Consider the following 22,056-nt stretch of genomic DNA (forward strand, 5'->3'; position numbering starts at 1 on the left):
TCACCCCCAATTTCACCATTTGTCAGACATAAGCATGTGTGCGGTATACCGTCTCGTTTCGGATTGATCATCTGAATACCGAAGACAGACGGGTACCGCACCATGCGCAAGGTCCTGACGCTCACCCTGGCCGCCACCTCCACCACCGCCCTCCTCGGCACCCTCCTCGGCGCCCCGGCCGTCGCCGCCGACCGCCCACGCGAGCTACCGGCGGAGATCAACGGCGGTGCCTGGACGGCAGGACACGTCCAGGGCATGGCCATCGACCAGCGCAAGGGCTACATGTACTTCTCCTTCACCAACCTCCTCGTCAAGACCGACCTGGCGGGCAACCTCGTCGGTTCCGTGACGGGCTTCACCGGCCACCTCGGCGACCTGGACTTCAACAGCCAGGACGGCCGCGTGTACGGCTCGCTGGAGTACAAGGCGCAGGAGTCGTTCTACATCGCGATCTTCGACGTGGACCGCATCACCAGCCCCGACATGGACGCCCAGACCACCGACGTGGTCAAGACGGTCTACCTCGAGGAGGTCGTGGCCGACTACACCGCCGACATGAACGGGGACGGCAGGTTCGACGGCAACGTGGGCAACACCCCCGACCACCGCTACGGCTGCAGCGGCATCGACGGCGTCTCGTTCGGGCCCGAGTTCGGCAAGAAGAACGGCGGCCAGAAGCTGACCGTGGCCTACGGCGTCTACGCCAACACCGGCCGCCAGGACAACGACCACCAGGTCCTCCTCCAGTACGACATCCGCCAGTGGAAGAAGTACGAGCGCCCGCTCACCGAGAGCGAGCCCCACAAGAGCGGCCCCGAGCGGGTGGACGGCAAGTACTTCCTCTACACCGGCAACACCACCTACGGCGTGCAGAACCTCGAGTACGACGAGCACACCGGCAACTGGATGATGGCCGTCTACAAGGGCACCAAGCCGCAGTTCCCCAACTACCCGTTCTTCATGGTGGACGGCGACGAGCGGCCCAGGACCGGCGAGATCGCCGGGCAGCCGCAGTCCGAGCGGGGCAAGCTGCTCACGCCGGCGCCCGGCGGCCTCCAGGACGCCGCCACCGGCGTCAGGGGCTGGCAGTTCACCGGCGAGTACGGGCTGGTCTCGCTCGGGAAGGGCCGCTACTACGTGGCCAAGGCCGGCACGGTCACCGAGAACGGCGTCACCAAGCACACCGGCCAGGCCCAGCTCTACCGCTGGACCGGCCAGTCGCCGACCCCGTTCGAGCGGCTCGGCTGACGATCCGGCTCGGAAGCCCTCCCGCCGCGTCCCCGGCCCCACCGGCTGGGGACGCTGTCGTTTCCCTGTGAGCCCACTCCGTTGCCTGCGGCCCGTCGGTGACGGCTGTTAGGGTCGTCCCTCATTCCTCGAACGAGTGAAGAATTCCGCATGGGAGGGTCATGAGGATCACAGGGAAGATCGCGGTGGTCGTCTCCGCGCTGGCCGCGGCCGGTGTGGCGACGACGCCCGCCGCGACGGCGCAGGCGGCCCCGGCGCAGGCGGCTTCGGCGCAGGCGGCTCAGGCGTGGGTGGCCTACCACGGGCTGACCGCCGCGAAGAGCGCCGAGCGGGTGCGCCAGTTGAAGGAACAGGGTTACCGGCCGATCACGGTCAACGTTTCGGACGGTGAGAAGTACGCGGCCGTCTGGATCAAGGACGGCTCCTCCACCGAGTGGGGCATCTGGCAGGGCCTGACGGCCGCGGAATACCAGCAGCGGTTCGACGCCGCGCTGAAGGAGGGCGCGCAGCCCGTCTCGGTGTCGGCCACCGGCCCGGCGGACTCCGCCGTGTTCACCGTCGTCTTCGAGAAGAAGAAGGGAGACTTCCTCGCCAAGGCGAATCTCACGTCCGCTCGCTTCGCCGCCGTCAACAAGGAGGCCCTCGCCAAGGGCCTGGCGCTCACCTCGGTCGACGCGTTCGGCACCGCGGGCGACGTCCGCTACACCGCAGTCTGGAGCGCCAACACCGGGGGCGCCTGGTACTACACGTTCGGCAAGAGCAGGAAGCAGCACGAGGCCGAGTTCTACGCCAAGAAGGAGGAGGGTTACCGGCCGGTCAGGGCGAGTGTGGCGCCCGACGGCACGTACGCGGCCGTGTGGCGCAAGGACGGGGTCAAGTCCTGGGCCCACTACGTCGACATGAGCTCCTCCAGCTACCAGAAGCGCTTCAACGACCTCAAGGGCAAGGGCCTGCACCCGGTGCAGGTCAACGCCGAGAACGGCAAGTACGTCGCCATCTGGGAGTAACCGCCGCCACCTGGAGGTGGCGACGGATCGCCGGCTTGTGATGTCGGGCCGGCACACGTAAAGGCACATGGGTGCGGTTGTGGCCGACGCTGACGGCCACGCAGCAGAACCGCACCTACACTCGATCACCTGCACGGGTCTGCCCGCGCCCCCGACCATGCACTCGGGCCTGAAGCCGCGCCCGCACGCGCCCCGATCACCTCTTCAGGACCTGGACGTCGCCCGACGTGCTGCGGGCCACGATCGTCCCGGCGCCCTTGCCGCCGTCGTCCTTGATCTCCGAGCGCGAGTCGCCCTCCGCGCTCTTCGCCGTCACCGCGTACGAGCCGGACGGCACCCTCGCCGTCACCCTGCCGTCGCGGGACTGCAGGTCCACCGTGGTGGGCGCGCCGGCGAAGGCCACGTCGATGGAGCCGTCGGAGGTGCGGCACCGTACGTACCCGGACTTCAGGCCGTCGCCCGTGATGGGGCCCTCGCTGCTCAGCCGCAGCCGGCCCGAGGCGCCGGTGACCTGGATGCGGTCGCGGCTCTCGACGTCCACGTCCTGGGCGAGCCCCTGGAGGATGACGCCGTCCGCCGCGTCCACCGACAGCCGTACGCCGGGCGGGACCTTGACGTGGTAGCGGGCGCCGCAGTCGCCGAAGACCATGGAGCAGGAGGCGCTGAGCCGCAGGGTGCCGTCGCGCAGCGACCAGGCGGGGCCGTCGGTGACCGCCTTGCCGCGCAGCCAGCGTTCGACCTGGACGGCGCCTCCCGTGCCCTGGAGCACGCGTACACCGCCCAGGCTTGCGTTGATCTTCAGGGTGGTTCCCGCGAAGGGGAACGACTGGGCGGCGTGGATCTCTTCGGCGTCCAGATCCATGCCGCAACCGGTGGACGCCGCCGTCAGGAGCGCCGCGCATGCCGTGATGACCGCGATCTGCCTCATGCACACGATGGTCGCCGAGCCGGGCCGCCGGGCCATCGGCCGTCCGGCCCAACCCGGCACCGGCCGCCTCGGCCATTCGGCCGGTACCAGAACCCCGCCCCCCTCCCGGAGCGCCCGCCCAGAGCGGCGGACTACCTGAGACGGCCCTCGCTCACAGGGCCGACAGCAGCGCCGACACCTGCCCCAGCGGGTCGTCACCGATCGGCCGGACCGTCACCGTGCTCGCCCCCGCCGCCCACAGCTCCTTGACGTGCTCAGCCGCCGCCTCCGGCGTGCCGGACGCCATCGCCACCTGCTCCGGCGCGACCCCCAGGAACCCGGCCTGCCCCTCGACGATCGGCGGGGTGCCTTCCGAGGCGTCCGCCCCGACGCGCAGGAACGTGAACACCACCAGCTCGTGCTCAGGCCCCGCGCCGATCCGCGAGATGATCTCCGGCAGGTCGGCGGGCCCGAGGCCCTCGGGCACGATCGTGCCCTGCGCCACCCGCCCCGACAGCGCCAGCGAGCGCGGGCCCTTCACCCCGGCCAGTACGGGCGGCGGCTCGGCGGGCGGGTGCACCAGCGACACGCCGTCGAGGTGGACCGCCCTGCCGTCGAGGGTCACCGTCTCGCCGCGCAGCAGCGCGCTCACGGAGGTGATCGTCTCCTCCAGGAGCGCGAGCGGCGACGGCACGGCCGCGCCCACCTGGCGCATCCAGCCCTGTACGCCGTGCCCGATCCCGGCCGCCAGCCGCCCCGGGTGCACCCGGGCCAGGTTTCCCAGCTCCATGGCCAGGAGCATCGGGTTGCGCAGGGGCGCCGGTGCGATGCCGATGCCGACGCGCAGCCGCGAGGTGACGGCCAGCGCCGTGGCGGCCGCCGAGACGCCGCCCGTCCAGCCGAGGTCCTCCACCACCCACAGGTCGTCGACGGACGTCTCGTCGAGCGCTTCGGCGAACGGGACGAGCCGCTCGGGCGGCAGGTCCCGGTCGAACATGACCCCAAGTCTCATCATGCCCTCCAGTAATAGCGGAACAACCGGCCGACCTCCGAGTATCCGGCGCGCAGGAACGCCTCGGCCGTCGGGACGTTGGTGACGTCGGTGGCGGCCACGATGCGTTCCAGGCCGGCCTCGGCGAGCGTCCGGGTGCCCCTGGCCAACAGGTCGTCGACCAGGCCCCGGCCGCGGTGCTCGGGGACGACGCCGATGTAGGCGATGGAGTGGTCGTCGGGGGCCACCAGGCCGACGGGGGAGCCGTCGAGGTGCCCGATGACGAACCAGTCGGGCTTGGCCTTGCGGCTCATCAGGTCGTCGTACATCCATCGGGCCTCCTTCTCGGGGCCCGACGTGGCCACCTCGACCCGGGTGTCGTGGTCGAGGGAGCCCACGGAGACGCGTACGAGGAGGTCGATCACCTCGGCCGCGACCATGCCCCGCGCGGCCCGGTACGTCAGCCTGCCCGGGTCCTCCGGGAGGTCGCTGCCGGCCGCCCACTCCAGCAGCAGCCGCTCCACCTCCATCGCGAACCCGGCTTCGACCAGGGCCTCGTGCTCGACCGCGCGATCCATGACGGGCGTGAGCCCGAGCTGCAGCGGGATGTCGTGGATCACCTTGCCCAGCCCCATCGCCTCCAGGCTGCGGCGCAGCAGGCCGGCCGCGGCGGCGGGGTCGGGCCCCGGGGCGAACTGCCAGACGATCGCCGGCTCCGAGCCAGGGAAGGGCGCCCAGTAGGCCAGACGGGCCTGCCCCTCGGCGAAGCACCACTCCGGCCGGGTCCTGCCCTCGTCGAAGGCGGAACGGAGCTGGGAGCGCGCGGGCTCGGGGAACTGGTCGAACAACGTGTAAGCCTCCGCACATGAGGGGCTCTCCCGCGACCTCAGAACGTCGGGGGGAGGTGCGCCCGAGATGACACGACCATGCTCTCGCACCCCTCCCGCCGCTCGAGCCGACCGAAGGCGGCAGCGCAGTCGCTCACAGCGGCACGGCGCAGCCGCTCACAGCGGCACGGTGGAGCGGCTCAGGCGGCGCTGCCGAGCGCCTCGCGCGCCTCGGTGAGGGAGTGGCTCGTCGCGAAGTGCCGGTCGAGATTCGTGATCGTCAGCAGATGGCGGATCATTCCCGGCGCGAGCACCAGAATCATCCGGCCGTTCATCCTCCGGACGTGGTTGTGCGCCGCCACCAGCACCCCGAGCCCGACGGAGTCGCAGAACGGCACTTCGGTCAGGTCGAGGACGACGTTGAGCGGGTCGGCGGCGGCCATCGCCTGCTCCAGCTCGGCCTGCAGCCGGGGTGCACCGGCGACGTCGAGGTCGCCCGCCACGTGCAGCACCGTACAGGGGCCTTCCCGCCAAGACCTGACCACCATGGGCCTCACCCGTCCAACGGCCGGTTTGTTACGGCTATTTCTTACATATGTTCTGCATTGCCGTTTTGGTGGTTGGTGTAACGCCGGGTTTGGCGGTCGGTGTGGAATCGGCCTTCTGCTGCTTGACCTTGAGCTGGTCGCTGCCCAGCACCAGCTCGATGCGCTTGACGTCGGCCTTGCGCAGCTCGGCCCCGGGAATGGCGGACGCCACGATCTTGGCCGACTCCTCCATGTCCGCGGCGTAGCGGATGACGGTCTGCTCGTAGTCCTTCTTGGCGGTGTTGCCCGGGTCGTCGGGCACCTTGAAGCCGTAGGCGACCAGGGCCGTCTTCGCGCGGGCGCCCAGGCCCGTGATGAGGGTGCCGTTCTTGACGTCGAGCGAGATCTGGCCCGGCGCGATCGAGGACGGCTTGGCCGACGGCGACGGCTTGGCCGAGACGGTCGGGGAGGGCTTGGCCGGGTCCTGGTCGGCGTCGATGTTGGCGAACATGTCGCGGGCGGCCTGCTTGTCCCAGAGCACCGCGGACTCGCCGGTGGGCGCCTTGAAGTCGACGTTGGACAGCGGCACCTCGGCGAACTTCACGTCCTGCAGCGAGACGTCCCTGAGCTGGGCGGCCAGCCCGAGCAGCCCGTCGTCGGGATCGACCTTCACCGTGCCGAGCGTCGTGTTGACGAACGAGGCCAGCTTGGCCGGGTTGGCCAGCGTGTCGGCGCTCAGCGCCCGGTTGAGCAGGGCCGAGATGACCTGCTGCTGCCGGTCGATGCGGTCGAGGTCGGAGCGGGCGGTGGCGCGGGTGCGGGCGTAGCCGAGCGCGCGCACGCCGTCGAGCTGGTGGGTGCCGGCCGGCAGGTTGAGCGAGATCTTGGTGTCGTTGATCGGCACGGGCGTGCAGACGGTGACCCCGCCCAGGGAGTCGACCACGTCGATGAAGCCCAGGATGTTGACCTCGATGTAGCGGTTGATCTGCAGCCCGGTGGCCGCCTCCACCGTCTGCTTGGTGAGCTTGGGCCCGCCGAACTGGTACGCGGAGTTGATCTTGTGGTCGCCCTTGCCCGGGATCGTCGTCCAGGTGTCGCGCGGCAGGCTCACCACGGTGACCTTCTTGTGGTCCTCCGACAGGTGGATGACCATCATGGTGTCGGTGCGCTGGCCGGACTCGCGGCCGAGCTTGAGCCGGTTCTGCTGCTGGCGGGTCAGGTCGTCGCGCTTGTCGACGCCGACCAGCAGGATGTTCTCGGCGCCACGGGACGAGGCGGCGGTCACGCCCGCGTCGACCGTGCCGATCTGGCGCGGGGTCGCCCACACCACGCCCGTGGTGACCAGCACGCCGGTGGACAGGAAACCGGCGATCAGCACGTTGCGGCGGCGGGCCCTGGCACTCCTGCGCGGCTTCCGGGTGCGGACGGGTGTGAGCTTGACGCCACCGTAGGCGTCACCGCCCACGAGCACACCGCCGTCCTCCTCGCCCGGCTCGGCCATGCCGTCCCCCTTTTGTCACGCCGGAGGATCGGGCGTTCGATTGCCCTTCTCCCCTGGTCGTACAGTAGCGTGAGCCCCGCCATGAAGCAGTTCCCCGACTCGCCGCACGCGCCCGCGGAGACGCGCGGCTGGCCCCCCATCTCCGTCATCATGCCGGTCCTCAACGAGGAGCGGCACCTTCGCGAGGCCGTCGACCAGGTCCTCGCCCAGAGCTACCCCGGCGAGATCGAGGTCGTCCTCGCCGTGGGTCCGTCCCGAGACCGCACCCAGGAGGTCGCCGACGCCATCGCGGCGGCCGATCCGCGGGTGACGGTGGTGCCCAACCCGACCGGCCGCACGCCCAACGCGCTCAACGCGGCCATCGCGGCCTCACGCAACGACATCGTCGCCCGGGTCGACGGGCACGCCATGCTGCCGTCCGACTACCTGCGCGTCGCGGTCGAGACGCTCGCCGAGACCGGCGCCGACAACGTGGGCGGCATCATGGCCGCCGAAGGGATCACCCCCTTCGAGCAGGCCGTCGCCTGCGCCATGACCTCCAAGATCGGCGTGGGCGCGGCCGCCTTCCACGTGGGCGGCACGGCCGGTCCCGCCGACACGGTCTATCTGGGCGTCTTCCGGCGCTCGGCGCTCGACCGGGTGGGCGGCTACGACGAGCACTTCCAGCGCGCCCAGGACTGGGAGATGAACCACCGCATCCGGCAGAGCGGCGGGCTGGTGTGGTTCCAGCCGCGCATGCGCGTCTCCTACCGGCCGCGGCCCGACGTCAAGGCGCTGGCCAAGCAGTACTTCCACTACGGCCGGTGGCGCCGGGTGGTGGCGCGCACCCACGAGGGCACGATCAACCTGCGGTATCTCGCGCCGCCGGCCGCCGTGCTGGCCATGCTGCTCGGGGTGGTCGTGTCGCCGTTCTTCCCGCTCGCGCTGGTCGTGCCCGGCGGCTACGTCGCCGCCGTGGTGGCGGGGTCCGTGCTCACCGGCGGCGGGCTGCCCGCCGCGGCCCTGCTGCGGCTGCCGGTCGTCTACGCCGCCATGCACTGCTCCTGGGGCTGGGGCTTCCTGACCAGCCCGAGAAAGCTCGCCCGGCCCCCCGGCTGAGCCCCCGTCAGTCCGTAGCCCCGACCCTCGCCCGGCCCGGCGAGGGTCCCTTCCCGGCAGGCGGGCGGGCGGTCACGAGCCGGAGAAGACGCGTTCGACGGCGGCGTCGAAGCGGGTGAGCGCGTCCGGATACTCCGGGCCGAACAGGTAGCCCCTGAGCTTGATCCGGGCGCGGGCCAGCGTGTCCTCCCCGTCCAGGAAGTCCGCGAGCCCCGACAGGTCCGCGTCCAGCAGCACGCCCGCCTCGGTGCTCGGGTAGCGCTCGTGGAAGGCCCGCTCGGGCAGGCCCGCCACGTTCGTCACCGCGTACGGCTTCTCGCTGGCCAGGAAGTCGGCCACGACGCTGGAGATGTCGCTGATCAGCAGGTCGCACTGGTCGAAGCAGTCGTAGAGGTGCGGCTCCCGCCCCGTGACCACCAGGTGCCTGATCCGCGGCTCCGCCCCGGCGGCCCGCGACGGGTGCCGGGCCTTCGACTTGGCCAGTTCCGCCGCCTCGATCATGGCCACGATCTTGCGGTGCGCCCGGGTGGCGGTCTTGTCGCGGGTGCCGGTCAGCGGGTGCGGCTTGTAGATGACGCGCAGCGGCGGCCGGTGGTCGAGCAGCGCCCGTACGATGCGCGGGCCCATGGTGATGAGCGAGGTGTGGAACAGGTCGTCGTTCCAGCCCTCCCAGGTGGGGGCGTACAGGACGGTCCGGTACGGCGTCTTCGGCCCCTCCGTCGAGATGCCCTCCAACTGCGGCCGGCCGACCTCGTGGATGCTCTCGTCCCTGACGCCGACCTTGGCCCGGCGGTAGCGGTCGCGGCCCGCGGGCCCGGCCACCCACACCTCGTCGTACACCCGCGAGAACGGGTTGAACGACGCCTCCTTGTCGCTGTCACCGTGGTTGAGGAACGCGCTGCGCAGGGTCGGGATGCGCAACATGTGCACGTTCCTGCCGACGTTGGCGACGTACAGGCAGAGCCTGGCGCCGGCGAGGGCGCGGAAGCTCATCAGGTCGGCCGACGACGGGATGCAGACCATCGGCAGCCGGGTGCCCTCCAGATGCGCGGCCATGCCGCGCTCGCGCAGGACGACGATGGCCCGCCGGGACATGCGTTCGAGCGTGGGCAGCCACATCCTGGCCTGGTAGGCCGCGGCGGTGGCGCCGGAGAAGTACAGGATGACCTCGGGTCGATACCGCTCGACCTGCTCGCCCACGACCTCCAGGACACGGGCGCGGTCGGTGAGGGGGGTGGCGCGGCGGACGTACGGGATGAGGGCGAGCACCGCGGCCAGCCCCGCCACGAGCGCCAGCCCAGCGCCGAGCGTGGCGGGGACGACGCCCAGGACGGCGCCGAGCACCGGGAGGGCGTCCAGGTAGAGGAAGGGCACGCTGCGGCCGTCGCGCAGCGGCCTGGGCGGCATCCTGGGGATGCGCAGGGCGGAGACGTCGAGGTTGCGGGTGGTCACCGGCATCCTGCTGAGCATCTGCCGCAGCCGCAGGGCCAGTCCCGTGTGCAGGGCCCGCACGCCGTGGATCGCGAGCACCCCCGCCGCCAGGGCCACGAACCACGGCGAGTCGGCTCCCGTCGTCCGTGCCACCAGCAGCAGCGCCATGGTCTCCCTGGCCGCGAAGCGCAGCGTGATGCCGAGGTGCACCTTGGCGAGCAGGTCGGGCAGCGGCCGGCCGGCGCGCGGGGCGACGCACTCGACGGCGTACGACACCGCGGCCACCAGCCCGAACACGACCGGCGCCGGCCACAGCGCGGCCACCAGCAACACGGGATAGCAGCCGAGCAGCGCCGCGATCACGATGAGTCTCCTCATGTGTCCGCACGGTAACAACCCGTGGGTCAAGTGCCGTCCACGCCCACGTCTATGACTTGCCCGGTAAGGCCGGAGATGAGGATGTCCAGCGAGGTCTGAGCGTTGAGGGGCGGAGAGGCGCCGGTATTGAGGCAGTTGACCCGGATGCCGTCGGCGGCCCATTCGAGGGCCAGCGCCCGGGTCAGCGCCGCCACCGCCGCCGCGCCGGAGGCGTGCAGCGCGCCGGAGCCGGGCGGCACCTGGAACAGCAGGCTTCCGCGCAGGTGCGGCCGGGCGGCGCGGGCCACGTTGAGCGCGGCCAGGTGGCCGGCGGCGACCGCGTCGGAGACGGCCTCGCCGCCCGCCCGCGCCAGTTCGCCGTACGTGCCCGCGCCCGCCGCCAGCACCACGTGGTCGGCCGGGCCCACGTCGGCGAGCGCCTTGGACACCGAGTCGAAGTCCTCCACGCGCACCCCGTCGGCCCTGGTCAGCACGCGCGTCTCGGCCCCACTCGCCAGCTCGGACGGCACGGGCCCGCCGAGCACGACGACGACCTGCCCGGCCAGGGCGCCCCTGTCGCCGGGCGGCACCTCGGCGGGCAGGCGGAAGAGCAGCTCGGCGATGTGCAGGTCGGCGGGATGGGTGACCTTGATGTTGCGCTCGCTGCCCCTGACCAGGTGGATCGGCACCTCGGGCAGGTAACGCAGCACCACGCCGCAGTCGTCGGTGGCCGGCAGGGCGGCGAAGCCCGGGTCGGCCATGGCCCGCTGGTACGCCTCGCGGATCACCGAGAGCCGGAAGCACTGCGGGGTCTGGCTGCGCCGCAGCCGCGAGCGGTCGAGCACCTCGCCGATCGTCTCGCCGTCCGGCCCGGGGACCGCCACCAGCACCGTGTCGGAGCTGGGGACCGCCACGTCGACGGCCTCGTGGGTCTCCAGCGCGCGGACACACTCCGTGATGATCCGGGGCTCCAGGAGTGGTCGTACGGCGTCGTGCAACAGCACGTCGCACTCTTCCTCGCCCAGCGCGCCCAGCGCCCGCCACGTGCTCTCTGTACGGCTCGCGCCACCTTCCACGACCTTGCTGACCTTGCGATATCCGCCTTCGGCCACGATCTCGCGCACCCGGTCGGCGTATCCGGGCGTCATCAGCACCACGATCTCGTCGATCTCGGGCGCGCCCTCGAAAACGGCCAGCGAATGCTCGATGATCGTCTTTCCCGCGACCTTGATGAGCTGCTTGGGCACGCCAAGCCCGACCCGCTGCCCCACGCCGCCCGCGAGGAGCACTCCGACCGACCGCCGCCGTGAATCCATATGTGGCAGCGTAACGGTGCTGTTCCGTGATATCGCGTTGACCTGTCGCTACGCTGTGTCTACGTACCCCCTAGTCCACGCACTCCACCCCGACCGGGAGGAGACCTGCGCTTTGCCCGACTCACTGACCCGCGAAAGCACGACCACGTCGGTCGTGCTGCTCGCCACCACACCCGCGTGCCGGCTGCTCAGCGGCGACGGCACGCTGCTCGACCGGCTCGGCGACCAGCTCGCCGCGCTGCCCGTCCGCGAGATCCAGGTGGTGACGGCCGGTGACGGTCTCGCGGCCGACCTGCGCGGCATCGCCAACATCGCGCGCATCTCCACGGGGGCCGTGGCCATGCTGCCCGCCGACCTGGTGGCCCACACCGAGGCGCTCGCGCTGCTGCTCGAACATCCCGCCCGCAGCACCGCCGCGCTGGTGTCGCACGACGTGACCACCGCGCCCATGCGGCCGCCCGTACGCGTCGAGGGTGGGAAGATCGTCGCCGCGGGCAGCTCGTTCCACCTGGTGCCCGAGGCGAACGCCACGTTCAGGGGCGTCCTGCAGGCGGGCGAGGCCGACCTGGCCGCACTGGCCGACATCGCGGACGAGCTGGCCGAGCTGGCCGACACGGGCAAGCTCGGCCCCGTCACCCCGGTCGAGGCGGTCGATCTGCTGCTGGTCGGGCTGGTCAGGTCGGGCGTGGGCGTACGCGCCGCCGCGATCGGGCCGCTGCACGCCGACCGGGTCACGGCCCAGAACGCCGCCGACGTCGCCGTCCAGCGGCTCGGAGAGGTCGACGAGGCCAAGGTCAGGCTCGACACCTCCGTCAAGGCCGACGACGGCTTCTTCGCCACGTTCTGCGTCTCCACGTGGACGCGCCACCTGATCAAGCCCGCCGTGCGGCTCAAGCTCGCCCCCAACACGGTCACCGGCGTCTCGTTCGCGCTGGCCCTGCTGGCCGCCGTGTGGTTCTCGGCGGGCACCCAGGGCGGGCGGCTGGCCGGGGCGGTGCTGCTCTACCTGTCGTTCGCGCTCGACTGCCTCGACGGGCAGCTCGCCCGCTACACCCGTACCTTCTCCCCGCTCGGGGCCTGGGCCGACGGCATCTCCGACCGGCTCAAGGAGTACGCGGTCTTCATCGGGCTGGCGGTCGGCTTCGGCGGCGCCGGCATCTGGCACCTCGCCGTGGCCGCGATGGTCATGCAGGTCGTCAGGCACGCCGTCGACTACACCTACGCGGGGGCCATGGCCGACGCCGACCGCGTCGGCGCCCAGTGGGGCAGGCCCGCCCGCTCCCTGCTGGAGTCGCACGACGTCCGGCGCGAGGAGGGCGGCGTGCTCAAGTTCGCCAGGCGGCTCGAACGCGACACGATCGCCCGCTGGCTGAAGAAGATCATCGTGTTGCCCGTCGGGGAGCGTACGGCGCTGATCGCCGTCACAGCGGCCGTCTGGGGCGCGCGGGCCACATTCCTGTCGCTGCTGGGCTGGGGCACGGTGGCCGCCGTCTACCAGCTCGCCGGACGGATCGCGAGGTCGGCAAGGTGATATCGGTCCACATGACACCCGTGCCCAGCAGCACCGTCGTGGCCTACCGCGACGACGGGCCGCTCTCGCGCGCCATGGGCCTGCTCGTGTCCGGCCAGCTCCCGCCGCTGCCGCCGGTGATCGCCGGCACGTTCGTCACGGGCGTGCTGCTGCTGATCGGCGTGGCCGGCTCCGACGGGCTGGCCGTGTTCGCGCCCGCCGTGACGCTGCTGCTGGCCGGGCCGGGCAGCTCGCACCCGCACGACGGCCGGCTCGACTGGCTCGTGCCGCCGATCCTGCGGCTCATCGAATACACCTTCATCGCGTCGGTCGGGTTCGCCCACCAGGTGCACCCGGTGCTGATCCTCCTCCTGCTCGCCGCACTCGGATTTCACCATTACGATCTGGTCTACCGGTTGCGTCAGCACGTCTATCCGCCGCCCTGGCTGGCCACGCTCGGGCTGGGCTGGGACGGGCGGATGATGGCGGTCTCGCTGGCCGCCCTGTCGGGCTGGCTGACCGGCGGCTACGTGCTCCTCGCCCTCTACCTGTGGGGGCTGTTCGGCTGGGAGAGCCTCACGTGCTGGCTCGCCGCGCCCCGATCCGGGGTTGAGGCGGCCGATACGGGAACGCAAGACTAACGCCGGATTACCCGCACGGGGCCCAAAGGCGAATACTCTTTGGGCCAACGGAGTCATGCTCGACTGAGGAGTGCACGTTGCTGGGAATGGTTCTGGCCGCTGGGGCCGGACGACGCCTGCGGCCGTACACCGACACGCTGCCCAAGGCGCTCGTGCCGGTCGACGGCGAAACCACGATCATGGACATCTCGCTGCGCAATTTCGCCGAGGTGGACCTGCGGGAGGTCGTGGTCGTCGTCGGTTACGCGGCGCGGGCCGTACACGAGCGCAAGGAGGCCCTGGAGCGGCGGCACGGCGTCAAGCTCACCCTCGTGCACAACGACAAGGCCGAGGAGTGGAACAACGCCTACTCCCTGTGGTGCGCCCGCGACTACTTCTCCCAGGGCGTGCTGCTGGTCAACGGCGACACCGTGCACCCCGTGTCGATCGAGAAGACGCTGCTGGCGGCCCCCGGGACGAGTGACGTCCTGCTGGCCGTCGACGACGTGAAAAAGCTGGCCGACGAGGAGATGAAGGTCACTCTCACGCCGGAGGGGTCGCTGCGCCGCATCACCAAGCTGATGGACCCGGCCGAGGCGTACGGCGAGTACATCGGCGCCACCCTCATCCGTCCCGGCGCGGCCGAGCGGCTGGCCGACGCGCTCAGGACCACGTTCGAGCGCGACCCGCAGCTCTACTACGAGGACGGTTACCAGGAGATGGTCGATCGCGGCGAGGTGATCCACGCCGCCCCCATCGGCGAGGTCGACTGGGTCGAGGTGGACAACCACGACGACCTCGCCAAGGCTCGCGCCATAGCCGTTCACTACTGAGGGGGCGCGCATGCCGCTTCTCGCGAGGATGCTGCCGGCGCCCCTGACCATGGACGTCAGGCGCGGCGCGGTCGCAGAGCTCGGCGCCCTGCTGGCCGACAGCCGGGTGGCGACCTCCGGCCGGGTCGCCGTCGCGGTCGGCCCCGGCCAGGGCGACCACATCGAGACCCTCATCGCCCCCACGCTGGGCGAGGCGGAGGTGTTCCGGGTGGCCGACGGATCGGTCGACGCGGCCGTCTCGCTCGGCGCCGACCTGCGCAAGGGCGCCTACGAGGTCGTGGTGGGCGTCGGCGGCGGCAAGACGATCGACGCGACGAAATACGCCGCCTCGCTCGCCGGGATCCCCATGGTCGCCGTGGCGACCAACCTCTCCCACGACGGCATCTGCTCACCCACCGCCTCCCTCGTCTACGAGGGCGGCAAGGGCACGTTCGGGGTGCCGATGCCGCTGGCCATCCTGGTCGACCTCGACTTCGTGCACAACGCGCCGCAGTCGCTGGTCAGGGCGGGCGTCGGCGACGTGGTGAGCAACCTGTCGGCCATCGAGGACTGGCAGCTCGGCAACCTCGAACGCGGCGAGCCCATCGACGGGCTGGCCTGCTCGATGTCGCGTACGGCCGCCGAGGCGCTCATCGGGCGCACCGACTCCATCGAGTCCGACGCGTTCCTCACCGTGCTGGCCGAGTCGCTCATCCTGTCCGGGATGTCCATGGTCGTCGCGGGCTCTTCGCGGCCCGCGAGCGGTGGAGATCATGAGATCCTTCATGCCGTGGATCAGCTCTTTCCCGGCACCTCCAACCACGGCGAGCTCGCCGGCATCGGTGCCGCCTTCTGCTTCTTCCTCAGGGAGGACGACGCCCGCGTCAAGCAGGTCGTCGGTTGCCTGCGCAGGCACGAGCTGCCCGTGGTCCCTGGCGACATCGGGCTGAGCGCCGAGGAGTTCACCGAGGTCGTCGCGCTGGCCCCGGCCACCCGTCCCGGCCGTTACACGATCCTTGAGCACCTGCGCATGTCCGACTCCGAGATCCGCGATCGGGTGGGTGACTATGTCCGGGCCTTCGGTAGCTGACCTCCGGCGGGTGGCCCAGCCTCCAGGCCACCTCGACCGCAGGAACGGCGAGCACTGGGCGGGCGTGCTCTACATGCGCCGGTTGTCGATCTACGTCACCTGGCTGCTGGCCAAGACCCCCGTCACGCCCAACCAGCTCACCTGGATCATGACGGTGGCGGGGGTGGCGGCCGGGTTCGTACTGGCCCTGCCGGGGCTGTGGGCGGCCGTGCTGGCCGCCCTGCTCATCCAGGTCTACCTGCTGCTCGACTGCTCCGACGGCGAGCTGGCCCGCTGGACGGGCAAGACCTCGCCGGCCGGCGTCTACCTCGACCGGGTCGGCGCGTACTTCGCCGAGGCCGCGGTGCTGGCCGGGCTCGGCTGGCGCGCCTCGGCCGTGCTGCCCGACTGGTACACCGTGCTCGGCTTCGCCGGGGCGCTCGGCGCCATCCTCATCAAGGCGGAGAGCGATCTGGTGGAGGTGGCCCGCGCCAAGGGCGGGCTGGGGGCCGCGACCGAGGCGGCGGCGGTGCAGTTCCGCTCGGGGCTGCTCGGGCTGGGCCGGCGGGTGCTGGCGGCGACGAAGTTCCACCGGATCGTGCAGCCGATCGAGCTGTCGCTGCTGGCGCTGGCGACCGCGGTGATCGACGTGGTCACCGGCGACATGACGGCCACGCGGGTGCTGGTGGTGGCCTGTGCGATCGCCGCCGGGGTGCAGACTGTCCTGCACCTGATCAGCATCATGGCGTCGAGACGGCTCGCCTGATCCCATGGCGGAACCACAAGGGCACCCGGCCCGTCGTATTGATCGGACGCCCGCTGTTCGGTGGGGGTTCACCGCCCATTCCGATACGCTTAGCCTCAGCATCCAGCAGACCATGCAACCAGCAGACTCGGTGATCATGAAAGTATGCTCCGCCCGTGCTCTTCAACGCGTCAGGACGATGATTCGTTGAAGATCTCGTGCGTCATCCTCACCATGGGCAACCGGGTCGCGGAGCTGAACCGGGCGGTCGAGTCCGCGCTCAACCAGATCGACGGCGACGTCGAGGTGGTGATCGTGGGCAACGGTGCCGACGTGCCCGAGGTGTCGGCGACGCCACCCGTGGGGTCGGCCGCGGTCGTGAAGTCGATCCGGCTCGACCGCAACACGGGCATTCCCGCCGGCCGAAACCGGGGCGTGGAGGAGTGCTCGGGAGACGTCGTGCTGTTCCTCGACGACGACGGCTGGTACGCCGACCAGAAGCTCGTCTCCCACGTGCGCGACCGCTTCGCCACCGAGCCCGACCTGGCCGTGATCTCCTTCCGGGTGATGGACCCCGACGGCGGCATCGGCCAGCGCCGTCACGTGCCGCGCCTGCGCGCGGGCGACCCGCAGCGCTCGTCCCCGGTGACCACGTTCCTCGGCGGCGCCTCGGCGATCAGGCGCTCGGCCTTCCTCCAGGTGGGCGGCCTGCCCGAGCGGTTCTTCTACGCCCACGAGGAGACCGACCTGGCCTGGCGGCTGCTCGGCGAGGGCTACCGCATCGAATACGACGCCGAGACGGTGATGTACCACCCGCAGGTGCCGCCGACCAGGCACACCGAGTTCTACCGGCTCAACGCGCGCAACCGGGTGTGGCTGGCCCGCCGCAACCTGCCGTGGCCGCTGGCGGTCCTCTACCTCACCAACTGGGTGGTGCTCACGCTGATCCGCGAGCGCCGTTCCGGGGGCGCGCTCAAGGCGTGGTTCTCCGGCTTCTTCGAGGGGCTGCGCAGCCCGGCGGGCGAGCGCCGTCCGATGGCCTGGCGCACCGCGTGGCGCATGGTCAAGCTCGGCCGCCCGCCCATCGTCTGAGAGCCGCACTCCCGGCGGGTCACGTCTCGCGTGCCGCCCCGAGGCTCATCGCGGCGTGCGTGGCCGTCATGCTGAACATCGCCCGCCTGGGCAGCCCCAGCTCGCTCAGCTCCTTGGCGATGGGGTGGTTGCCCAGGCGGATCAGCGCGCCGCTGGGACGCACCTTCGCCCCCCGGGTGCGTACGGACCAGGGCACGCGCCGCGTCACCCCGTCGCGGTGCGTGTAGACGGCGAGCGGCGCCCTGGCCGTGGCGCCCGGCACGGGCACACCGGGCTTGATCAGCAGGTCCAGCACGAGCCGGCCGTCCTTGCGCAGCACACACCTCTTGTACGGCGAGGACAGCCGCAGCTCGATGTCGGCCAGCTCCTTGGGAAACCCCCACAGCGTGCGCCCGGCCTCCAGCGTGAACGCCTGGTCCACCGGCAGCCAGTGCACGAAGATCCCGGACCGCCACAGATCCCTCGGCCCCATGGAGCCGGAGAAGCCGGGCGGGCACACCAGGAAGGCCATGCCGAACTCGTGGTAGGCGTCGAGGTCACCGTCGCGGTAGTCGGCGAACAGCAGCACGCACGCGGCCTTGCCGGGCAGGATCTCGGCCACGTCGAGGCCGGAGTACGCGATCACCGCCCGGGCGGCGTCGGCACGCACCGGGTAGACGGCGGCGCACACCTCGGCGTCCCGCACCCGTACGGGCAGGCCCACCGGCCGGCCCTGGATGAGTTGCGATGCCATGTTCCCAGTACATCAATCCGCTCGCCGCGTGGCCATTCCCGCCCCGGTGGTGTTGGCGGTCTCTAGACCGCCAGCGCGTGCGTCGTCACCCCGGCCCACGTCTCGGCACGGGCCACGAAGGCCGCGGCGTGGTCGGGCCAGTGGTGGCGCAGGCGGGCCTCCGCGTGCCCCTGTGCGCCCAGCCGCGCCCGCCGTACCGGGTCCTCCTTCAGGTCCAGTACGGCGTTCAGCACCGCGTCCACCTCCAGCGGCACCACCATCCCGCACCCGGCCTCCTCGACCAGCGAGGCGCCCTGCGGGGTCGTGATCACCGGCAGGCCCCGGCCCATGTAGTCCATGATCTTCGTGGGCAGCGTGCGCACCGTGGCGTCGGCCAGCGACAGCCCGGCCAGCGCGCCCTCGGCCATGCGCAGGGCGTGCCGGTTGGGGACGTACCCGAACCAGTCGAGCAGGCCCACCCGCTGCGCGTCCCGCAGCAGGGGGCGCACGTCGCGGGCGGCGGCCCCGATCAGGTCCAGCCGGACGCCGTGCGGGACCAGCCGCTCGGCCAGCCCGATCAGCTCCGTCACGCCGCGTTCGGCCGACAGGCGGCCGATGTGCACGACCCTGGTGTCGCCGGGAGGTGGCGGGCTGGGCGCGACCAGGGTCGCTTCGGGAACCACGGCGGACGTGATCACCTGGTGGCGGCGCTGGGCCCGGGCCAGCCGCCTGGGGGCGATGTGCTCGCGGAGGTCCCAGACGACCGGAGGGCGCCGGTAGGGCAGCGCCTGCAGCATCCGGTGGTCGTGGACGATCAGCAGGTCGGCCCCCCTCAGGCCGCGTCTGAGGGCCCCGCGCGCCCGGCCGTACGAGGCCAGGTGGGCGATGTCCACCGCGGTGAGTCCCATGGCGGGGGTCACGTTGAAATGGGTGAATGGCGCGACGTAGGTCACCTCGTGGCCCGCGTCGAGCAGCGCCCTGATCTGCCGGTGCATGATCCGGGCGTCCTCGGGATGATGGACGGTCGTGGCGACACATGCGCGCATGTGTCGATGCTCCGCGCTTACCAGGTCAAAGGCGTTAATGCGGGTCGAACGGCTGCTTAACTTCGGGAAGGGCGGCGATAGAGCCAGGTCAAGCGAGGCTCAAGAACCCACTTGAAGACCGTCCGGGTCACCGGCAGGCACAGGATGATGGCCAGCGCGAAGCAGCTCGAACTGATCGCCAGCACGCCCAGCGGCCCGTACAGCCACGGGAACTCCAGCCAGCCCATCTCCTTGGCGATCAGCACGGGGATGCCGTGGAGCAGGTAGCAGTAGAGCGTGCGGGTGCCGAGGTCGGTGAACCACGTCTCGCGCCTGGGCACCAGCGCCAGCACGGCGAAGCACATGGCCAGCGCGCACACGAGCAGGCCGACGCGCAGGCCGAGGCCCATGTACCAGGACAGGTCGAGGTCCTGGAAGCTGTTCTTGTAGTAGAAGGGGCCGAGCGGCGCCCTGGGCGCGATGAAGACGGCCACCGCCGCCGCGCCGGCGAGCGTGAGCACCGAGACGATCTTGATCCAGCGCCGGTTGAGCCGCTCGAAGTGCTCGGGCTGGAGCACCAGGCCGAGCACGAAGAACGGCAGCAGGCCGAAGAAGCGGTCCATGCTGAAGTCACCCGAGATCTGGGAGAACCCGGCGAAGAGGTAGATCGCGATCGCCACTGGCACGGGATATTTCATCCGCTTCCACACCGGCGTGGACAACCGCCAGAACAGCAGCGCCAGCAGGTACCAGTTGAGCCAGGCCGGATCGATGATCGTCAGGCTCCACTTCTGGCCGAGCGCGAAGCGCAGCGCGGCGTAGCCGACCTCGACGATCACATAGGGGACCAGGAACGTGTCGACCAGCTTGTTGGTCTTCGCGTTGGAGTTCCAGAAGTTTCTGGACAGGTAACCGCTGATCACCACGAACAGCGGCATGTGGAAGGTGTAGATGAAGATGTAGGCGGCCCTCGCCGAGTCGGCCGCCAGGGTCGGCACCAGCGAGTGGCCGATCGGCACCAGCGCGATCAGGACGAACTTGACGTTGTCGAGGAACGGGTCGCGCCTTCGCCTGGGCTGCTCGGGCTCCGGCTGCTCCTCGTGCTGCTGCTGCCGCCGCTCACCGGCCGCCGGAGCCTGCGCCACGGCCGGCTGGGGCTGGGTGCGGTCGCCGGGGGCGACCCCGTGGGGATCGGCGGCCTCGCTCCAGAACGCCTCCTCCGGCAGTGGCCACCGGGCTCCCGTGTCGGCCGGCCCCCCCTCCTTGGGCCTCGCTTCGTCGGGACGGTGCGGAGTCGTGGCCGGTCGGGGGGATCTGGTGTCAGACACGGGGGAGGTCGCTCGGTTTCAGTCGGGGCCGGGGAACACGACGACAGCGCGTGCGATGAGCCTGTCCGGCCTCGTGTCGCGCTGCGTCGCCGACCCGCAACAGACTATCCCGCCCCTGCGGCCCTCACGATCAGAACTCCCGGTTACACAGGGAATTATCAGGTACAGACGTTCTGCTGTTCGGACGCGGTGATCGTCTGTGCGTCGACGCTGTCGGGCAGCTTGGTGACCTTGACCGAGTCGAAGTCCTCGCCGACCACGAGCTGGATCACCGAGGCGTCCTTCGTCCCCGCGCCCGTCGTGGCGGGGGCGGTGGCCGTCGCCGCGGTGTACTGCGACGCGTTGGTGGCCGGCACCTTGCCCGCCGCGGGCTGCGGCTTCGGCAGCACAGAACCGGCCAGCGTGTCGGCGTGGTCGGGGGCCGTCGCGGCGGTCTTGCCGTAGTGGATCTCGCTCTTGGCCAGGCTCGCGCCGCCCGCGGGCGCGTAGTTGCCCAGGCCGACGACGTTGAAGCCCTGCTTGGCCAGCTCGTCGGCGACCTCGCGGGCCTTGCCGAAGGTCTTGGTGCCGTTGAGCACCTGGACCTTCACCTGCTCCGGCTTGACGGTGACCTTGGGCTTGGCGCTCGTGCTGGCGCTGGCGCTCGGCTCGGGGGCGGTCACCTCGGTGTCGGTCTTGATCGAGGTGAACAGCTCGTTGGCGTCCGGCTGCTTCCAGACCACGCGGTTGGCGTCCGCGGGGTCGGGCCCCCACGGCACCGTCGTGAACTTGACGCCGCCCGCGGTCATCTCCTTGGCGCTCGTCGCGATCTCGATGAGCTGCTCGGTGTCGTTGGCCAGCTCGGGGTCCATGGTGACCGAGCCGGCCGCGGCGGCGATGAAGTCTCTGAGCCGGCCCACGTCGGTGAGCAGCTCGCTGCTCGTGGCCTTGGCGACGACCTTGCTGAGGAAGATCTGCTGGCGCTTGATGCGCTGGATGTCGCTGCCGTCGCCGTATTTGCGCAGGCGTACGTAGCCGAGGGCCTTCTTGCCGTTGAGCAGGCTCTTGCCGGGCGGCAGCACCAGCTTGGAGCTTTTGTCGTTGACGCCCGACTTCAGGCAGATCTCGATGCCGCCGAGCGCGTCGACGATGTTCTCGAAGCCGCTGAAGTCGACCTCGACGAAGTGGTTGACCCGGATGCCGGTGAGGGTCTCGATCGTGGAGATCGTGCAGGCGATGCCGCCGGAGTTGTACGCCGAGTTGATCATGTCACGGCGCGGGGCCATCTCCTGCTTGGTGGCCTCGTTCTTGCACCGGGGGATGTCGACCATCGAGTCGCGCGGGAAGCTGATCAGGCGGGCCTTGTCGCGGTCGGGCGAGATGTGCATGAGGATGATCGTGTCGGTGCGCTTGCCGCCCGCGTCGGCCGTCCGGGCCAGCTCCTGGCCGTATTGTGCGTTGCCCTCGCCGGCGCGGGTGTCGGAGCCGACGAGCAGCACGTTGAGCGCGCCCGTCTCCGGGGGCCGCGGGTTGATGATGTCTTCCTTGACGCTCTTCTCGTTGATGTTGCCGAAGGCGTCGCGGTAGACGGTGTACGCGGTCAGCGCGCCCGCGACCATCACCGTCGTCATGCCGATGCTGACCCAGGCCAGCACGCGCATCTTGGTCTGGCCGCCGTCGGATCCGCCCGAGCGGTGGCCGCGCGGGGGCCGGTCGTCGGGGGGCGGGGGAGGCGGCGCCGCTGCCGCCGCTCTACGCGCCATCCTGCTGCCGGGCTGGGTGGGGGCCGCCCGATGGCCGTGACCCGAATCGACTACCGGCACGCTCCTGTAGTCACTCATACGCCCCCTAGCCTCACTCCATGCGCCGTCGGCTTGGTCGCTCCGCGCCACGAGACTAGGTCACGTACGGCGTGCCCAAAATCATGATCGCGGGGAACGGCCGTGACCCGGGC

At 70.9% G+C, this 22,056-nt stretch carries 20 protein-coding genes; 9 read left to right on the forward strand and 11 right to left on the reverse strand.

The features are described 5' to 3' along the window. The first annotated feature begins 102 nt into the window (after nucleotides 1–102). Nucleotides 103–1,248, forward strand: coding sequence for a hypothetical protein (locus ACZ6S0_RS12675; RefSeq protein ID WP_465915919.1), 1,146 nt, complete (start codon nucleotides 103–105; stop codon nucleotides 1,246–1,248). Nucleotides 1,249–1,409: 161 nt separating this feature from the next. Then, a complete protein-coding gene (locus ACZ6S0_RS12680; protein WP_465915921.1) occupies nucleotides 1,410–2,255 on the forward strand; it encodes a hypothetical protein in 846 nt (281 codons plus the stop codon). Between the two features lie 196 nt (nucleotides 2,256–2,451). Here ACZ6S0_RS12680 and ACZ6S0_RS12685 read toward each other — a convergent pair whose 3' ends face one another. From ACZ6S0_RS12685 to ACZ6S0_RS12705, 5 genes are all read right to left on the reverse strand, one after another. Beyond that, entirely contained in the window at nucleotides 2,452–3,183 is a 732-nt protein-coding gene (locus ACZ6S0_RS12685; RefSeq protein ID WP_465915923.1) for a DUF4097 family beta strand repeat-containing protein, read from the reverse strand. 151 nt (nucleotides 3,184–3,334) lie between these two features. Then, the gene (locus ACZ6S0_RS12690) at nucleotides 3,335–4,159 is read right to left on the reverse strand and encodes an LLM class flavin-dependent oxidoreductase (protein ID WP_465915924.1); all 825 of its coding nucleotides are present in this window, start codon (nucleotides 4,157–4,159) and stop codon (nucleotides 3,335–3,337) included. Between the two features lie 14 nt (nucleotides 4,160–4,173). Continuing rightward, nucleotides 4,174–5,001 (reverse strand): GNAT family N-acetyltransferase, encoded by an 828-nt coding sequence (locus ACZ6S0_RS12695; RefSeq protein ID WP_465915926.1) that lies wholly within the window; start codon nucleotides 4,999–5,001, stop codon nucleotides 4,174–4,176. 179 nt (nucleotides 5,002–5,180) lie between these two features. Beyond that, complete coding sequence (locus ACZ6S0_RS12700) at nucleotides 5,181–5,528, reverse strand: STAS domain-containing protein (protein ID WP_465915928.1); 348 nt, start codon at nucleotides 5,526–5,528, stop codon at nucleotides 5,181–5,183. A 34-nt stretch (nucleotides 5,529–5,562) separates the two neighbouring features. Then, on the reverse strand, nucleotides 5,563–7,008 hold the full coding sequence (locus ACZ6S0_RS12705) for an LCP family protein (protein WP_465915930.1): 1,446 nt from the start codon (nucleotides 7,006–7,008) through the stop codon (nucleotides 5,563–5,565). Between the two features lie 81 nt (nucleotides 7,009–7,089). Between ACZ6S0_RS12705 and ACZ6S0_RS12710 the strand changes: the two genes are divergently transcribed. Next, nucleotides 7,090–8,106, forward strand: coding sequence for a glycosyltransferase family 2 protein (locus tag ACZ6S0_RS12710; RefSeq protein ID WP_465915931.1), 1,017 nt, complete (start codon nucleotides 7,090–7,092; stop codon nucleotides 8,104–8,106). Between the two features lie 72 nt (nucleotides 8,107–8,178). On the opposite strand, the gene ACZ6S0_RS12715 is transcribed toward ACZ6S0_RS12710, so the two are convergent. Both ACZ6S0_RS12715 and ACZ6S0_RS12720 read right to left on the reverse strand, forming a co-directional pair. Further along, complete coding sequence (locus ACZ6S0_RS12715; protein WP_465915933.1) at nucleotides 8,179–9,915, reverse strand: CDP-glycerol glycerophosphotransferase family protein; 1,737 nt, start codon at nucleotides 9,913–9,915, stop codon at nucleotides 8,179–8,181. A gap of 26 nt (nucleotides 9,916–9,941) precedes the next feature. Continuing rightward, nucleotides 9,942–11,210, reverse strand: a complete 1,269-nt coding sequence (locus tag ACZ6S0_RS12720) for an IspD/TarI family cytidylyltransferase (RefSeq protein WP_465915934.1) — start codon at nucleotides 11,208–11,210, stop codon at nucleotides 9,942–9,944. A 112-nt stretch (nucleotides 11,211–11,322) separates the two neighbouring features. Here ACZ6S0_RS12720 and ACZ6S0_RS12725 point away from each other — a divergent pair, with 112 nt between their 5' ends. From ACZ6S0_RS12725 to ACZ6S0_RS12750, 6 genes are all read left to right on the forward strand, one after another. Further along, nucleotides 11,323–12,741, forward strand: a complete 1,419-nt coding sequence (locus tag ACZ6S0_RS12725; RefSeq protein WP_465915935.1) for a CDP-alcohol phosphatidyltransferase family protein — start codon at nucleotides 11,323–11,325, stop codon at nucleotides 12,739–12,741. Nucleotides 12,742–12,752: 11 nt separating this feature from the next. Next, on the forward strand, nucleotides 12,753–13,361 hold the full coding sequence (locus ACZ6S0_RS12730) for a DUF5941 domain-containing protein (protein ID WP_465915936.1): 609 nt from the start codon (nucleotides 12,753–12,755) through the stop codon (nucleotides 13,359–13,361). A 77-nt stretch (nucleotides 13,362–13,438) separates the two neighbouring features. After that, the gene (locus tag ACZ6S0_RS12735) at nucleotides 13,439–14,173 is read left to right on the forward strand and encodes a phosphocholine cytidylyltransferase family protein (protein ID WP_465915937.1); all 735 of its coding nucleotides are present in this window, start codon (nucleotides 13,439–13,441) and stop codon (nucleotides 14,171–14,173) included. 28 nt (nucleotides 14,174–14,201) lie between these two features. Continuing rightward, nucleotides 14,202–15,242: an iron-containing alcohol dehydrogenase family protein gene (locus ACZ6S0_RS12740; protein ID WP_344895750.1), complete on the forward strand. Its 1,041-nt coding sequence runs from the start codon at nucleotides 14,202–14,204 to the stop codon at nucleotides 15,240–15,242. Further along, on the forward strand, nucleotides 15,220–15,987 hold the full coding sequence (locus ACZ6S0_RS12745; protein WP_465915938.1) for a CDP-alcohol phosphatidyltransferase family protein: 768 nt from the start codon (nucleotides 15,220–15,222) through the stop codon (nucleotides 15,985–15,987). Before ACZ6S0_RS12740 ends, ACZ6S0_RS12745 begins: the two co-directional genes overlap by 23 nt. A 186-nt stretch (nucleotides 15,988–16,173) precedes the next feature. Beyond that, a complete protein-coding gene (locus tag ACZ6S0_RS12750; RefSeq protein ID WP_465915940.1) occupies nucleotides 16,174–17,058 on the forward strand; it encodes a glycosyltransferase family 2 protein in 885 nt (294 codons plus the stop codon). A 19-nt stretch (nucleotides 17,059–17,077) separates the two neighbouring features. Here ACZ6S0_RS12750 and ACZ6S0_RS12755 read toward each other — a convergent pair whose 3' ends face one another. The 4 genes from ACZ6S0_RS12755 to ACZ6S0_RS12770 all read right to left on the reverse strand — a co-directional run bounded on the left by ACZ6S0_RS12755 (nucleotide 17,078) and on the right by ACZ6S0_RS12770 (nucleotide 21,943). Next, nucleotides 17,078–17,791, reverse strand: a complete 714-nt coding sequence (locus ACZ6S0_RS12755) for an acetoacetate decarboxylase family protein (protein WP_465915941.1) — start codon at nucleotides 17,789–17,791, stop codon at nucleotides 17,078–17,080. A gap of 62 nt (nucleotides 17,792–17,853) precedes the next feature. Further along, nucleotides 17,854–18,816: a glycosyltransferase gene (locus ACZ6S0_RS12760; RefSeq protein ID WP_465915942.1), complete on the reverse strand. Its 963-nt coding sequence runs from the start codon at nucleotides 18,814–18,816 to the stop codon at nucleotides 17,854–17,856. A 56-nt stretch (nucleotides 18,817–18,872) separates the two neighbouring features. After that, nucleotides 18,873–20,123: an acyltransferase family protein gene (locus ACZ6S0_RS12765; RefSeq protein ID WP_465915944.1), complete on the reverse strand. Its 1,251-nt coding sequence runs from the start codon at nucleotides 20,121–20,123 to the stop codon at nucleotides 18,873–18,875. A 158-nt stretch (nucleotides 20,124–20,281) separates the two neighbouring features. Next, a complete protein-coding gene (locus ACZ6S0_RS12770) occupies nucleotides 20,282–21,943 on the reverse strand; it encodes an LCP family protein (RefSeq protein ID WP_465915945.1) in 1,662 nt (553 codons plus the stop codon). Between the last annotated feature and the right edge of the window lie 113 nt (nucleotides 21,944–22,056).

This window comes from Nonomuraea sp. NPDC051298, from assembly GCF_055586305.1.

Bases quoted from the DNA above. Each gene is read 5' to 3' on its own strand.
- ACZ6S0_RS12755 (WP_465915941.1), bottom strand. From the start codon at position 17,791: ATGGCATCGCAACTCATCCAGGGCCGGCCGGTGGGCCTGCCCGTACGG.
- ACZ6S0_RS12700 (WP_465915928.1), bottom strand. From the start codon at position 5,528: ATGGTGGTCAGGTCTTGGCGGGAAGGCCCCTGTACGGTGCTGCACGTG.
- ACZ6S0_RS12705 (WP_465915930.1), bottom strand. From the start codon at position 7,008: ATGGCCGAGCCGGGCGAGGAGGACGGCGGTGTGCTCGTGGGCGGTGAC.
- ACZ6S0_RS12745 (WP_465915938.1), top strand. From the start codon at position 15,220: ATGTCCGGGCCTTCGGTAGCTGACCTCCGGCGGGTGGCCCAGCCTCCA.
- ACZ6S0_RS12715 (WP_465915933.1), bottom strand. From the start codon at position 9,915: ATGAGGAGACTCATCGTGATCGCGGCGCTGCTCGGCTGCTATCCCGTG.
- ACZ6S0_RS12740 (WP_344895750.1), top strand. From the start codon at position 14,202: ATGCTGCCGGCGCCCCTGACCATGGACGTCAGGCGCGGCGCGGTCGCA.
- ACZ6S0_RS12720 (WP_465915934.1), bottom strand. From the start codon at position 11,210: ATGGATTCACGGCGGCGGTCGGTCGGAGTGCTCCTCGCGGGCGGCGTG.
- ACZ6S0_RS12770 (WP_465915945.1), bottom strand. From the start codon at position 21,943: ATGAGTGACTACAGGAGCGTGCCGGTAGTCGATTCGGGTCACGGCCAT.
- ACZ6S0_RS12760 (WP_465915942.1), bottom strand. From the start codon at position 18,816: ATGCGCGCATGTGTCGCCACGACCGTCCATCATCCCGAGGACGCCCGG.
- ACZ6S0_RS12685 (WP_465915923.1), bottom strand. From the start codon at position 3,183: ATGAGGCAGATCGCGGTCATCACGGCATGCGCGGCGCTCCTGACGGCG.
- ACZ6S0_RS12690 (WP_465915924.1), bottom strand. From the start codon at position 4,159: ATGTTCGACCGGGACCTGCCGCCCGAGCGGCTCGTCCCGTTCGCCGAA.
- ACZ6S0_RS12710 (WP_465915931.1), top strand. From the start codon at position 7,090: ATGAAGCAGTTCCCCGACTCGCCGCACGCGCCCGCGGAGACGCGCGGC.
- ACZ6S0_RS12680 (WP_465915921.1), top strand. From the start codon at position 1,410: ATGAGGATCACAGGGAAGATCGCGGTGGTCGTCTCCGCGCTGGCCGCG.
- ACZ6S0_RS12730 (WP_465915936.1), top strand. From the start codon at position 12,753: ATGACACCCGTGCCCAGCAGCACCGTCGTGGCCTACCGCGACGACGGG.
- ACZ6S0_RS12675 (WP_465915919.1), top strand. From the start codon at position 103: ATGCGCAAGGTCCTGACGCTCACCCTGGCCGCCACCTCCACCACCGCC.